The following is a 14281-nucleotide window of genomic DNA, read 5'->3' on the forward strand; positions in this document are numbered from 1 at the left end:
ACTAACCATTTTCGGTTACCCAAATCCAAGAGGGGTCAATATGACCGTTGGAGGGGTCAACATCACCGTTATTTCCAAATGTTAAGCGTCAGGATATTATCAATGAAGAAAATACTTTTAAAGTAGCAGTGAATGCAGCGTTTCATAAAACTATGACCGATGCAAACAAAGAAGCATTTAAACGAGAGATACCTTTTAGCTTGATTATCAAGATAGAACAACAACCTTTAAAGGATGAAGAACTGGATTCTTTATACGAAGGATTAATGGCTGTTAATGAACTTGAGATAATGGGTAGAATTGACCTGGAAGCCGATTTGGAAAGCTAAAGCAATTGTTATTTTGTTAGAGGTTCTTTTTCCTTTTCAAGAAGAATCTTTAAAATGTCAGTATTGATATAGTACTCTTCTTTGTTATTAGTATGACTGTCAAACAAGGTTCTTTTGATAGCCGTTAATATGGCCTTTTGAACTAGATAATACGATAAACCTTCAGATAAATTGACAACTTCGTTTAACTCCTTTTTTGTTTTGAACATAAAAGGCGTTTTAGAAATAGTTTTATCAATTAATTCAGATAGCTGTTGCTTATTGGGCAGATCAAGATTGACTTTTAGATCAAACCTTCTAAGTAAAGCATCATCTAACATTTGTAATTGGTTAGTAGCCGCTATTACAATACTATTTTGAGGTAAATAATCAAATAACTGAAGAATTGTATTAACAACCCTTTTCATTTCCCCATGATCCTGGCTGTAATCCCGTACTTTACCCAAAGAGTCAAACTCATCTAGGAAGATAATACAATTTTCACCTGATGCTCTTCGGAATATCTTGGCTAAATTTTTACTTGTTTCTCCTAATTTAGAAGATACGATAGCACCCAAATTAATTACATACATCATTTTATCAAGCTCTCCAGCCAGAACATATGATGCCAATGTTTTGCCACAACCGGAAGGACCGTAAAATAGAATTCGATTTGAAACAGGTAAATCAAATTGCTTAAGAATATCAATACCTTGATGTTCTTTTACAAAGTATTTTAGTTCCTCATGAATATCCTCTGAGCAAACAAGATTTTCAAAGGTATAATCAGAAGTCAGCTTTTCGATAATGAGTTCGTTGATCTCCCTATCGTCTTCACGTAAAAAGTATTTCTTAGAACCTACTTTTGTCAGACCTTTTGATTGTTGACTACGCAATCCTTCTTTTAAAATGGATTGTAACTGCAATGCAAAGTTAGTCTTCTTGGTTTGCCTTGAATAATCTATTAGCTTATTCAACACTTCAAGAAGTTGTTCTTGATCATTCTCAAGACCATATCTAGCAATATCTTTTATGTAATCAAACTGACTCATTTGGGCACAAATGTACTTATAAAGATAATATATTAACGCACTTGAGGAAAATAAGTTTGACTAGAAGTTTTTATCGTATCAAAATTATTGTTAGATATTCAGATTAACCTCTCTTCTAATTGCCCCTTCCATGTCATAAACCCCTTTTTGTCATCTGAGTAATCATGAAATATCCTGCTAAAATTTTCTGGTTGATTTTCAATGAAGAACTGACGTCCTTTATTACGGATGATGCTTAAGTCTTTATTAATTGAATTTAGGTTAGCCTTCAACTTACTTTTATCGATATGCCAGATATACGTAGCTTCTTCTGTGTTTAGTGTTTCTGCAACAATGTAGTAATTTTTTTCACCCTCAAGCAGAAATACAAAAGAAAAGGGAGAAAGGATGAATCTGATTTTAAGGATATGTGATAGGTGGAGTTTTAGCAAGTATTTAATTTGTCTGTAATGTTTAACGGATTCATCTTTAAGAATCTCATTGATTAGTTCATCCTCCGAATTATAAATGCCATTTCCGTTTTGGAGATCGTTTAAATCGACAATATTTGAGGTATTGGACTTTTTAGAGCCCAATATGTTCTTGTTTAAAAATTGAAATTTAACGCTGTCGATTATTTTAGAATTAATCTTGTTAATATCTGGTGACGTAGCTTCCTGAGCAATTAATTTATCATCTTTAAATTCAGCATAAATATCAACCTCAATATTCTTGATTTTTAATTGTTTGGCAAAATATGATTTCAAGATTGTGAATTCTGGTCTGATAGTGTCATTGTCAATTGAAAATTCGATGAGTTCTCCGGTTTCCTTGTCAATGTAGTTTAAAAGAATACAACCATAATGAAACTCTAAATCATCAAATTTAAGTTTTACCCTTTCTCTAATTTCATTAATTGTTGGTTTATCTTCTTGCTGATTATCTATGTCATCAAATAAGGATCGTAACTTTTCAAGCTTTCTATAATGCGCATTCCTTTTAAGGAACATCTTATTCAGGTAATCTATTTTGTAATCCCTGTAATCGTATATGGTTGGTGTAATTTCAGAACGTTGAACACGTCCAATATACTGGATTAGCTTTCCTTTAAAGGAGAAAGGGTACGCTAAAAATAACCTGGAAACATTTTGAATATCGCTTCCCTCACCAAAGAACTGTCCGGTAGTTATTAATACATCATAGCTACCTTCATTTAATATTTGCCACTTATTTTTTCGGGAAGTTATAGAATCCTCTCCACTAAGGGTAATTGTTTCGTATTGTTGTTTAAGAAATTGATTCAAAGTATTAATATGCTCTTTCCTCTCAGTAATAACGACACATTTGTTTCCGTTATCCAGTTCATTTTTAATATCATTAATGATTTGTTTGTTCCTGGCAGAATCGTGTATCAGAATTTGAGAGAGCGTTTCAAAAGAATCTGTCTTTGAGTTAAAAGGAACATCAAGATCGGTGTTCTTGATTATTACTCTTGCTTGCTGACCATTATTAACTTCATTGGGCTGAACTTCGCATATGGTGCTACCTAAGTGTATGGAAATTAGTTTGTCCTCAGTGTGCTTTCGAAACGGGGTAGCCGTTAAGCCATATAAGTAATAAGCGTTTAATTTATTGATGGTATCAGCAAATGATTTAGCCGGAATGTGGTGGCATTCGTCAATTATTATTGTTCCAAAAGTATTTACTAAATCATTAGAACCCTCTTTGTCAAGTTTCTTTGCAAGAGATTGAATCATTGCTACTGTTATTGATTCACCAATTTTTAATTTTCCTTGTCCGATAATGCCGATTTTGTGTTTAGGTATTCCTAAGAATGTTTGAATACTATCGATCCATTGATCAGCAATTTGCTTCCTATGTACAACAATTAACGCAGGCTGTTTCTTTTCTGCAATCAGTTTTAAACCAATAATAGTTTTACCACTACCCGGAGGAGAAACAATAATTCCAAAATCTTTATTCGAAGTAGCTTCAATAGCTTGCTTTTGGTATTCTCTTAATTGAATATCGCATGAGTAGGATATTTCCTTACGATTATTTCGTTTGTCAATAAATTCAAAGTCAATTTTACTCTTTGTGCAAAACATAATGAGTTTTCGTGCCATACCACGAGGTATCAAGACTTCATTATCATTTTCTTCGATAAAATTGAAATACCGATCAATATTATGCGTACTCTTACCAAGCTTTTTCTTTATAAAATATTCGGTATTAGTGAAATTTAGTTCCTCTTTTAAAAAGTTTATCAGCTTAGTGTTTATGCCGGATCTATTAAGGATGATTTTATTACGGAGCGTAATAGTTAATTTGCCAATATTTTTTGGTATTGATGACGAAATGGACTTAGGATTGGATTTGTATTTTGATAGTATAGTTTGAAATTTTTCAGATGATAGACGTTTTATACTCTCCAAGAATTGCCATTGGTTTTCAAATGCTTCAAAACTTGTTTCGTCAATGAAACAGTTATTTTCTTGGGCTAATGTATGTCTGTTAAAGGGAAGAGCAATTAAGTTGCCAAAACCTTTACCGGATAGATAATCCTGATTAGGGAACAACCTATCAAAGCTTGAGTATTTATCAAATTCGGAGATAATTCCACATCCTTTCAATAGTGCTATAAATACTTTTCTGGTTTCTATTGCTGGTAGTGGACTATCAAAGAAGATCCAGACATGTGCTCCTTTTCCAGACCGTGAACGTTCTATATATGCTGGAATATTGTATTCGTTGCACTTGTTTTTAAACATCGAGGATTCTTCCTTCCAATTTTCTTTATCAAAGTCAGCCACTATAAACCAAGAGGTGTTATCTTCTAAGAGAGGATAGATTCCAATAAATTGTTTTCCTTCAAGGTGTAGTTTTATTTCATTGGGAGTAAGTTGTTTTTTTACCTTATCATTAAAGTTGGCTAAAGTTCCTCCTCCAATTTTGTGTTGTTTGTATACGTATGGATCATAGCTGTATGCAGGCATATAACCTGTCTTGCTTCCCTTCTCCCAGCGGATAGCAAAAACGTCTTTACGACACCTAAATAGTTGCTGAATAAGTTCTATCTGATACTCTATGTTGCTCATTTAATCTTTAATAGCTAATCTCTACAAAGAAAACAATAATCTGTATTAAATTTGCTATAGATATTGTAGGATGAGCCTCTGTGATAATATGATTAAAATCTTCGAGGATTCCTCATGATGTAATCTGAAGCTTGTTTCTCAATGTCGGCTAGATTGAAACCTCTGTTTTCCGTTAGCCATTCTTCTAATTCTTTTGTTTTGAAATATAATCGTTTGCCTCTCTTATAGTGAGGGATTAAGCCTCCACTTGTTAGTTTGTAAATGTAAGACCGAGAGAACCCTGTATAGGCAGCAACCTCATTGATATCAATTGCTTTTTTAAGGTCATGTTCTAGCGCCGATTCTGTTCTTTGTAAGGACGCATATTCTTTAATTAAATAATCTGCAAATTCAATTAAATCTTGCTTTGTAATTGTCAAGCTTATTTGTTCAGGCAATTCTTCGATAAGATTTCTCATGACGATGTATTTTGAATTTAATTACTGAGAATTAAAGATATCAAATCAACGATTGTAATTGAGGTCTGTTATTAAATTCCTCATTATTGATTAAATTTAAATAGCTCTAGTGAGGCTATAAAAACAAATTTTCAGTTGTGAGGCTCAGGCCTCCAACTGAATTTTAATAGGCTTTTTTCAATTGGGGTAGAAGGATTAGTATTTAACGTTTCTACAAGTAAAAACGTTACATGTATCAAAAGCAAAGCGAAATATTTTACCCAAATTAACATTTTATCTTTTCAATAAAAATCTAGTATATATATTGCATGTAGATGTGGAAAAGTAACGTTTTTACCAGTAATAACGTTACATGTTGTGAATTTGTAATATATTTGCAAGCAAATGAAAATAGCTGAATTAGTTAAATATAGAATTGATCGTTTTGCAGAGGGGTATGTGTTTACCTATTCTGACTTTAATGTAGATGCTGAAAAAGAAAGTGCATTAAAGATAGCATTGTATCGTATGGTCAAGTCGGGAACAATTGAAAGGCTATCAAAAGGTCGCTTTTACAAGCCTAAATCAGGTATTGTTAAGAAGTTAAAACCCAATGAGTACGAAATCGTTAAAGACCTCTTAATCGATGGAGGTAAGGCAATTGGCTATATCACAGGATATTCCGTATTTAATAGTTTAAAACTATCCACACAAGTTCCCAATGTCATCCAGATAGCAGTAAACTTTGATAAAAAAGGAATTAAAAGAGGTATATACACTGTTAAGTTTGTTCGTCAATGGAATAAAATCACAAAGGCAAACATACCGTTACTTCAATTATTGGATTGCATCCGTTTTATTAAAAGTATACCGGATACAACTGTTGCAAACTCAATAAACAGGATTACCCTCTTATTAAAAGAATTACCTGAAGCTGAAAAAAAGCAGCTAGTTGAATTAGCTATTAATTATCCTCCATCAACCAGAGCATTATCCGGAGCAATATGGGAGCAATTAGGTTATAATGATTATGCCAGTAAACTTCAAAAAACATTGAAGTCTACAACCTGGTACTCTTTTAATATTCCGCAGGAATTATTGCCTAACAGATTAAAATGGAAAATAAAATGACACTACATACAGAAAATGAATTGTTTGAAGCGGCCATTAAGGAAACTGCTGATAGTTTGGGCATCAAAGATTACTTCATCGAAAAAGACTATTGGATTAGCCTGGTATTAAAACGACTATCCGAAAGCAAGTATGTAGATTTGGTTGTGTTTAAAGGTGGTACATCTTTATCGAAGGGACATAAACTGATAAACCGCTTTTCTGAGGATGTTGACGTAGCTGTAATTCTTACTCCTGGAACGAGCGGAAACAAGATAAAAACCTTAATCAGAACGGTTGAAAAAGAAATAGCAACTGACTTATCAGAGAAAGAAATAATAGGTGTTACCAGTAAAGGTTCTCGATTTAGAAAAGCTGTATATGAATTCCCGGTAACCTTAATGCAGAAACAAAAATCAGCGGTTCCGGAATCAATCATCGTTGAGATTAACTCTTTTGCAAATCCATTTCCATACAACAAAGTTGGTATTCAAAGCATGATAGGCGAATACTTGCAAAGCCAGAATCAAGATGAGTTGGTTAAAAAGTATGATTTAGCAGCTTTTAAAGTTAATGTTTTGGATAAAGAGCAGACCTTAATCGAAAAGTTGGTATCGCTAATTCGATTCTCCTTCGATGAAAATCCTATTGAAAGTATTTCTGGAAAAATAAGGCACTTTTACGACCTTTATTACTTACTTCAAGATGAAACTTGTAACAAATACGTAAACTCTGATGAATTCAAAGCGCAGTTTCGCAAAGTGCTGGCACACGACCAACAGCAATTCGATGAACCATCAGGATGGAACAAGAAAACTATTCAGGATTCCCCTTTAATAAAAGATTTCGATTCAATTTGGGAGAAACTGAAATTAACCTACACCAATGAGTTGTCGATGTTGGCGTATTCAGAAATACCAAACGAGAAAGATGTGGCACAAAGATTTAAAGAATTGATTAAAATATTAGCTGAATTATAGAGAAGGAATATTTTCATATATAGGGAAGAGTTTAATGAAACAAATTTTAAGTTGAGGTGCTGAGCACCTCAGTTGAAATATTCGGTACATTTCAAGTAACACTCTATAAAAGCAAATTTCGGGTTGATACCCTCAGGCCTTCAACTGAATTGCTAATAGATTGCTTTTCCAACCATACCGCTCAGCACTACGGTTGGTTTAAAATATTCACGAAAAAAAGTTGGCAAATATCGCATATCGCGATATTTACTCTCAATGTTATGGTTTAATACAAATCCTTAATCTTTTCCATATTCTTTTGAATCAAAGCTTCCGTTGTTCTCGCGTAACGCTGAGTCATTTTTGTACTGGAATGACCTAAAGTCTTTGACACTACTTCCAGTGGCATATTATTTTCCAATGCGACTGTTGTAGCAAAAGTATGTCTGGCCGTATGAGTTGATATCGGTTTGTCAATACCGCATATGATTCCAATTTCCTTTAAATAAGCATTCATTTTTTGATTGCTGAGAACGGGGAGAACTGCACTTTTTTCAATAAGTTCCGGTTCGTATTCATACTTGGCCATTAACTTTTTGGCAGCTTCAATAACAAAGATGGTGCTCATCTGATCGGTTTTAGTTCTCTTTTTATGAATCCAAGTAATTCCGTTTCCATCAGTTGTAATATGTTCTCGTTTTAATGACTTGGCATCGGAGAAGGCTAATCCGGTAAAACAACAAAACACAAAAACATCACGAACCTGTCTTAAGCGTTCCATGCCCATTTCCTTATGGATTACAATATCCAGTTCTTCTTTGGTAAGATAAACTGCATCAACAGGCTTAAGTTTGAATTTAATAGTTGCAAACGGGTCTTTAGTCATCCAACTATTAGCCAAAGCTATGCGAACAATCTTTTTGAAGTTCTTCAAATACTTAATAGCAGTGTTGTGGGCACATTTGCGTTCTGTTTTAAGGTACAACTCATAATTACGGATAAACTGGTGATTCAGGTCTTCCAAAGCTATGTCCTCACGTTTGTATTGCCAACGAATAAAATCTTTGGTATGCGTATAGCAGGTCTCGTAGCGTTGAACTGTATCAGGAGCGAAGTCTATGCCAATTAGTTTTCTGGCATTGTCGTTATGTTCCTGGAATACTTTTAGGATGGTGCGTCTGGTTTCCTTCTTACCAACAATCTTCTCTTTGATAATTCTTGGAGATACCTGTTGATTATCCATAATCAGGAAATCAAAGTAGGATTTAATTTTTGAAGAGTGAAGCTCTATTAGTTGATTAACTTCCTGTGATTTTTCAGAACTGCCTTTTGCTAATTGTTTTGTTTCGTTCCACTGTTTAGGTAGAATACTTTTCTTTAAGGCGTACTCATCTCTTTCTTTGTTAATGATGATTCTAACGAAGATAGGAGCTTCTCCGTTTTTAAGCAATTTTGTCTTCTTGATAAAGAAGTTGATTTTAATGGTCTCAAGTCCACTCATAATAATAAATTTTTGGTGTTAAAATTATTTTTATGAGTTCATTTTTAAACGATTTAAAACCGAGTAATAGAGTGCAATACAGAGCTTTTTTAACTCTTTCTGGTGGACTAAAATGAGGACTTTTTAAGTCCACCAGAAATCCACCTAAAAACTGCCTTTTTCTGCCTTTTATTGCACACTTTTGCGCATAAAAAAACCCTGTAAGTGTTGACTTACAGGGTTTTACTTTAAATTGCTTTCGCACTCAGCGGAGAGAGAGGGATTCGAACCCCCGGTACCTCGCAGTACAATGGTTTTCAAGACCACCGCATTCGACCACTCTGCCATCTCTCCAAAAATTTTATATCTTATCTGAAACCCTTGCTGTTGCTGTTGTTTCAGTGTGTATCTCTTTTGATAACGGGTGCAAATGTATAGGAATTTTTCGAACTGCAAAAATAAAAATGAAAAAAAATATAAACTTAATTTAAGTGTTATGTCTAAGTGCTTTCTTTGGAGGTGCTTTTTTGCGCCTTTTTTATTCCCGGTTGGTGTTGTATGTTGGGATTTTCCGTTTCCAAAAATCTATTTTTTTAATGAATGACAATACTTACGTTTAATAGTTGCACCAAATATTATTTTTTATTGATATATTGCTGAGGGAATTTTCCTTTTAAAGAAGGATAAGAAATCCGTGAGTATGCTGATTGGAAAAATGGATGAAGAAAAGGGCGGCATGGCGTACTTTTTCGAATGGCGGTATGTGAAAAATTATGGGAAGAATTTTTGGCATGGGTCAGTTTGGACTTGATGAAATATGAGAATGTGCAGTATTCACAGGCTGGATTAAAGTAGATTTCTAAACAAAAATATTTTTCAAGTTACCATATTCGCATTATTATTGACGATTATTTGAATATTTTTGAATTTGAAACCACTGCAAGAATTAACGTGGTTTGGCATGATCCGCCGGAGGAGGTGATGTTGGACGGAAATAAAGGCGATTTGCATTACGTTTTTATGAATGCATATTATAAGGCTATACAGGCAATAAAGCTTAAAGGAAAAATAGTAGAAAGTTAAACTGTTGAGTAATTCGCAAAAATAGATGGTTACTATAGTAGATGATGGTGAAGGAATGGATGCAGTGTTCCAGAACCTCATTTTTGAACCATTTTTAACCACGAAAGAAGCAGGGGACGGCGCAGGATTGGGAATTTCCACAGTTGATAACATTATTAATAAACATGGGGTTGAGATAAGAGTAGGTTCCGATAAAGGTGGAGGATCTAATTTTACTGCGATTATCCCGGTAAAAAGTAAAAAGTAAATGTGCAAACTAGGTGTTGTTCTATATGTAGATGATGAACCAATAAATTTAAAGTTGTTCACCATTATGTTTCGTGGGGTTTATGAAATCGTTACTGCCGAGTCTGGTGCAGAGGCGCTTGAGATATTGGATGACCATACAGGGATAGATGTGGTAATAACGGATATGAAAATGTCGGGGATGAACGGGCTGGATTTTGTTTCTGCTGCCCGAAAAGTAAGAGGTGGCATCCCTTACTTTCTGTTATCAGGATATGGTTTAACTCCCGAAATTGAAAAAGCCTTAGATGCTGACTTGATAGATGGTTATTTCCAAAAGCCATTAAAAAAATCTAAAATTGAGGAAGAACTGGAAGCATATTTGAATTAGCGCTGAAAAAAATACAGTTATTGAAGCTCGGCAAATTTTGTCGGGCTTTTTTAATTTATTTGTTTTTGTGTTTTTTTTGCCATAAAAGCAATATTAGTTTAAGTATGGGGGTTGTTTATGGGGAGCTGTTTGCTGTGAGATGTTCTATTTGTAAAACATACTATTGTAAAAAGGGGGTTTTGCCTTGTAAGATATAATATCATTTGCACCGTACTATAAAAAATTATAAGTTTGCACGCGAGAAATGATAATTATCACCTATTAAGCGTATTTTTATGAAGAGAGCAATTCTTTTAGCAACTTTGTTGCTGGGGTTTTTCGTGAACGGTTGGGCCGCCAACCCTGAAGTAGATGCCGGAGCTACGGCCTGGATGATTACATCAACTGCATTGGTACTTTTGATGGTGCCGGGACTGGCCATGTTCTATGGCGGTTTAGTAAGATCTAAAAATGTATTGGGAACCATGATGCACAGTTTTGCAGCCATGGGTGTAATGAGCGTTCTTTGGGTAGTCGTGGGCTATTCTATGTGTTTTGGAGAATCTGTTTTTGGCGGATGGTTTGGCTGGAACAGCGATTATGTTTTCCTTAAAGGAATTGACGAAACTGTAATGGAAGGCGGGGTACCTGAATTGGTATTCTCTATGTTTCAGGGTAAGTTTGCCATAATAACTCCTGCACTTATTGCCGGAGCGTTTGCCGAAAGGGTAAAGTTTAAAGGTTACCTGATTTTTATATCCCTTTGGGGTATATTGGTATACAATCCATTGTGCCATTGGGTTTGGGCCGAAGATGGTTTTTTGTTTAATATGGGAGCTGATGGAGCCATCGATTTTGCAGGTGGTACCGTGGTACACATTTCAGCGGGTATCAGCGGATTGGTAGCAGCTATTTATTTGGGGGCACGTCGCGGTTATCCTCTGCGTCAGTTACGTCCAAATAACCTGGTGATGACCATGATGGGCGTTGGGCTGCTTTGGGTCGGTTGGTTTGGATTCAATGCGGGTTCCAGTATTACAAGTGGAATCAGTACAGCACAAGCGTTAACCGCGACTCAGGTTGCCGGAGCTACCGGGGCATTGATGTGGGCTATTATCGAACTTGTTCAGTATGGTAAAGCAACGGCGTTGGGTTTTGCGTCGGGTATTTTGGCCGGACTGGTTGCTGTTACCCCTGCTGCGGGAGTGGTTCAGCCACTTGGTGCCATGGCGTTGGGAAGTATGGCTTCCTTAGTGTGTTATGGAGCTTTAATATTAAAAGACAAATTGGGTTATGACGATTCGTTGGATGCATTTGGTATTCACGGTGTTGGCGGTATTATCGGGGCTATCTTTTTAACCTTCTTTATACGAAACAGCTGGATGGAGAATGCTGCTTCGCTGGCCGGCGGACAATGGTCTGTGTGGGATCAGTTGGGTGTTCAGGTGGCTGCTGTAGCAATAGCTATTGTGTATTCAATTGTGCTGACGATAGCGTTAATTTGGATAGTTGAGAAGTTGTTCAAGTTTAAGTCTACCGACGAAGAAGAAATGATGGGACTTGACCATGCCTACCACGGTGAAAGAGGCTATGGTATGATGAATCCTAACTAATGTCTGATTTTAAAGTTTAAAATACATAGATAAAGTAATATATAAGGTTTAAGTAGGTTAGGTTTGAACATGTAAATATATGTATACTTAATGCTTAACGCTTTATACTAATTCTTAATAAGATGAAATTAATAACAGCAATTATAAGAGAGTACCAGTTGGACCAGGTACGCGAAGGTTTGATCCGGGCTGGTATTAGCCGTATAACCGTAACCCGGGTTTCCGGTCATGGTAACCAGGTGAGCACGGAGGTTTATCGCGGAAAAGAGGTGGTCCCTAACCTTACGCCAAAAATGCGTTTGGAGATAGCCGTAAACAAAGAGTATGTTGAAGTAACTATTGACGCAATTATAAAGGCAGCTAAATCGCACAACGGTCACGAAGGTGAAGTGGGTGACGGAAAAATATTTGTTACACCCCTTGAGCAATGTATCCGTATCCGGACTGAAGAGCGAGGAAGTTCTGCCATATAATTAAATATGGAGATTACTCTAATCTAAACCATTAAACCTTCTTGTTTGCAGTTATGCAGGCAAGAGGGTTTTTTTGTAAAAGGTAAGTAGCTTTTTGAGGTGGTTTATTTTCCTTTCGATATCTTTTATTGCTGCGGCAGGATTGTTATTGTTACTAAAATCTTTATCGAACAAACAGGTTACCGGAGTTTGCGCATGTTGGTTAAAAATCATATCGTGTCCTTCGCATCATTCAGGTGAAATATTCAATTCGGTTTATTTTGCGTAAGGAATTCTGTCTGACCGGCAGAATTACATACAACCCTGTTGCTGTTTTCTCCCAATATCTCATGCTTTTTTAACCTGCCATATGTGCAATCGGCCGTAAAAATTTCAAAATCTTCAGAAAAATATTTCTTTGGTACATCGGTTTTGTGCGAGAAGGTAATGCAATTGGCTATTCCTATTTTTGGGATGCGGGCATTTTTCCAAAAATTATGAGTTTCTTCAATTCTGTTGGAACCATAACTGGATGATTGATCTGCTGTTTTCATTTTATCAAGCGAAATCTTGTCGTATGGGTTTCTTATCGTTAATGTTATTTTTATGCGAAATGCAAGCGTCAAAAAAGGCGGATGGCAAACTTTTTTATGGTTTACGTACCCGCCTTGTCTTATAATTGGTGCCTCATTATTTCTTTAGCACTTTATTCAATACTGTATCCTTATCCAGTTTCTTGGTGCAAAAGAACCAGTCTTTGCAATCTATCTCACTGTCTTCCATTCTGTCCTGGGCGGCTCCGCATGAACCGGCAGGGCCGATAATCACGTCGTCACCGGGGCGCCAGTCGGCCGGCGTGGCTACACCAAACTCATCCGCGGTTTGCATGGCAATTAGTGCACGGTAAAGTTCATCAAAATTTCTACCCAAACTAAGTGGGTAATAAATCATTGAGCGCACGATGCCTTTGGGATCAACAAAGAATACGGCACGTACCGCTTTGGTTGTGTCTTCGTTAGGTTGAATCATACCGTATTTTTTGGCCACATTCATCGTGATGTCTTCGATTAGCGGAAACGTAACCTCGACATCCTTCATGCCTTTGTACTCGATTTTTTCTTTAATGGTGCGTAGCCAGGCAATATGACTGTATAGCCCGTCTACGGAAAGACCCACCAGTTTGCAATTGGCTTCCGCAAATTGATCTTGCATGCTGGCAAAAGTCATAAACTCCGATGTGCAAACAGGGGTAAAATCCGCGGGGTGACTAAATAGAATGACCCAACTTCCGCTGTAATCGGATGGGAAATTGATGTTTCCCTGGGTAGTAACTGCGGTAAATTCCGGTGCAGGATCGCCAATTCTTGGCAAACTCACTACTCGTTGCTCTTGAATCTGTTCCATCTGTTTTGTAATTAAATCGTTAAAGAAAATATTGTAATCTTGGTTTTTATCTAGCATTTATCAAAGGTTCCTCTTATCTGAAGAACGATATCTTCCATATGAAATCCTTTAAAGTTTTTTTTCGCAAAGTATTCTTCCAGCATCTTATCCAGCTCATGGTCGCGATAGTCCTCTATTAAGTCGCATTTCGAACAATACAGGTGATGGTGTTTTTCGGTTATGCCATCGTATCTCATTACATCGCGATCCGTTTTAACCCTTTTTATCAGTGCTTTTTCCACCAGAGTATCCAGCGTTTTATATACGGTTCCTGTAGCTATGTTAGGATGGTTTTTTCGGATATATTCTATAATATGATCCGCGGTAGGATGATTGTTGAGTTGGTATAGGGCTTCTAAAATAACCACCCTTTGTGGAGTTACTTTCAGCCCGGATTCAGCAAGTCTTTTGTGAATTTTCGTTGTCATATCAGAATAAAACCTAAATAAGAATAATTCCTAAATAATAATTAAGCTAATATAAGAAAAAAGTGTTTAAATAGCAATAAGTGTTTTTTTTGATTGATTGTTGCACGCTTGTACGGAGAATGTCGTGCATATCGCTTATTATATGCACGAATGGCAGCGTCGTGTCATATATTCTGCCTATCTGTCATTTTATTTTGCTTGGCATACCCTTTGATTAAACCGAGACATAAATAAGTTTAATCAC

The 14281-nt window shown here is 36.0% G+C and carries 15 protein-coding genes and 1 tRNA gene; 8 read left to right on the forward strand and 8 right to left on the reverse strand.

All coding sequences use genetic code 11. The features are described from left to right. The first annotated feature begins 152 nt into the window (after positions 1-152). Positions 153-329, forward strand: a complete 177-nt coding sequence (locus ACRD64_RS18920; RefSeq protein WP_430935031.1) for a hypothetical protein — start codon at positions 153-155, stop codon at positions 327-329. 8 nt (positions 330-337) lie between these two features. On the opposite strand, the gene ACRD64_RS18925 is transcribed toward ACRD64_RS18920, so the two are convergent. From ACRD64_RS18925 to ACRD64_RS18935, 3 genes are all read right to left on the reverse strand, one after another. After that, positions 338-1360, reverse strand: a complete 1023-nt coding sequence (locus ACRD64_RS18925) for an AAA family ATPase (protein ID WP_430935032.1) — start codon at positions 1358-1360, stop codon at positions 338-340. 98 nt (positions 1361-1458) lie between these two features. Continuing rightward, a complete protein-coding gene (locus ACRD64_RS18930; RefSeq protein WP_430935033.1) occupies positions 1459-4437 on the reverse strand; it encodes a TOTE conflict system archaeo-eukaryotic primase domain-containing protein in 2979 nt (992 codons plus the stop codon). A gap of 92 nt (positions 4438-4529) precedes the next feature. After that, positions 4530-4895 carry a helix-turn-helix domain-containing protein gene (locus ACRD64_RS18935; protein WP_430935034.1) on the reverse strand — a complete coding sequence of 122 codons (366 nt, stop codon included), beginning with the start codon at positions 4893-4895 and terminating at the stop codon, positions 4530-4532. A gap of 384 nt (positions 4896-5279) precedes the next feature. Here ACRD64_RS18935 and ACRD64_RS18940 point away from each other — a divergent pair, with 384 nt between their 5' ends. Together ACRD64_RS18940 and ACRD64_RS18945 are read left to right on the forward strand one after the other, a co-directional pair. Beyond that, a complete protein-coding gene (locus tag ACRD64_RS18940) occupies positions 5280-6005 on the forward strand; it encodes a type IV toxin-antitoxin system AbiEi family antitoxin domain-containing protein (RefSeq protein WP_430935035.1) in 726 nt (241 codons plus the stop codon). Further along, a complete protein-coding gene (locus tag ACRD64_RS18945; RefSeq protein WP_430935036.1) occupies positions 6002-6964 on the forward strand; it encodes a nucleotidyl transferase AbiEii/AbiGii toxin family protein in 963 nt (320 codons plus the stop codon). Before ACRD64_RS18940 ends, ACRD64_RS18945 begins: the two co-directional genes overlap by 4 nt. 265 nt (positions 6965-7229) lie before the next feature. Here ACRD64_RS18945 and ACRD64_RS18950 read toward each other — a convergent pair whose 3' ends face one another. After that, entirely contained in the window at positions 7230-8444 is a 1215-nt protein-coding gene (locus ACRD64_RS18950; protein WP_430935037.1) for a phage integrase SAM-like domain-containing protein, read from the reverse strand. 248 nt (positions 8445-8692) lie between these two features. Next, positions 8693-8777 (reverse strand) — tRNA-Ser (locus tag ACRD64_RS18955). Positions 8778-9335: 558 nt separating this feature from the next. Between ACRD64_RS18955 and ACRD64_RS18960 the strand changes: the two genes are divergently transcribed. The 5 genes from ACRD64_RS18960 (at position 9336) to ACRD64_RS18980 (ending at position 12187) form a co-directional block, all read left to right on the forward strand. After that, complete coding sequence (locus ACRD64_RS18960; protein ID WP_430935038.1) at positions 9336-9506, forward strand: hypothetical protein; 171 nt, start codon at positions 9336-9338, stop codon at positions 9504-9506. A 25-nt stretch (positions 9507-9531) separates the two neighbouring features. Beyond that, the gene (locus ACRD64_RS18965; RefSeq protein ID WP_430935039.1) at positions 9532-9753 is read left to right on the forward strand and encodes an ATP-binding protein; all 222 of its coding nucleotides are present in this window, start codon (positions 9532-9534) and stop codon (positions 9751-9753) included. Then, complete coding sequence (locus ACRD64_RS18970; protein WP_430935040.1) at positions 9754-10122, forward strand: response regulator; 369 nt, start codon at positions 9754-9756, stop codon at positions 10120-10122. It abuts the gene before it with no gap. 275 nt (positions 10123-10397) lie between these two features. Further along, positions 10398-11714, forward strand: coding sequence for an ammonium transporter (locus ACRD64_RS18975; RefSeq protein ID WP_430935041.1), 1317 nt, complete (start codon positions 10398-10400; stop codon positions 11712-11714). Positions 11715-11836: 122 nt separating this feature from the next. Next, a complete protein-coding gene (locus ACRD64_RS18980; RefSeq protein ID WP_430935042.1) occupies positions 11837-12187 on the forward strand; it encodes a P-II family nitrogen regulator in 351 nt (116 codons plus the stop codon). Between the two features lie 245 nt (positions 12188-12432). Here ACRD64_RS18980 and ACRD64_RS18985 read toward each other — a convergent pair whose 3' ends face one another. The 3 genes from ACRD64_RS18985 to ACRD64_RS18995 form a co-directional block, all read right to left on the reverse strand. After that, on the reverse strand, positions 12433-12720 hold the full coding sequence (locus tag ACRD64_RS18985; protein WP_430935043.1) for a DUF1847 domain-containing protein: 288 nt from the start codon (positions 12718-12720) through the stop codon (positions 12433-12435). 136 nt (positions 12721-12856) lie between these two features. After that, positions 12857-13570, reverse strand: coding sequence for a peroxiredoxin (locus tag ACRD64_RS18990; RefSeq protein ID WP_430935044.1), 714 nt, complete (start codon positions 13568-13570; stop codon positions 12857-12859). A gap of 50 nt (positions 13571-13620) precedes the next feature. After that, positions 13621-14037: a Fur family transcriptional regulator gene (locus ACRD64_RS18995; RefSeq protein ID WP_430935045.1), complete on the reverse strand. Its 417-nt coding sequence runs from the start codon at positions 14035-14037 to the stop codon at positions 13621-13623. Positions 14038-14281: the final 244 nt, after the last annotated feature.

It is taken from the genome of Saccharicrinis sp. 156, assembly GCF_050589685.1.
Taxonomy (GTDB): Bacteria; Bacteroidota; Bacteroidia; order Bacteroidales; family Marinilabiliaceae; genus Saccharicrinis.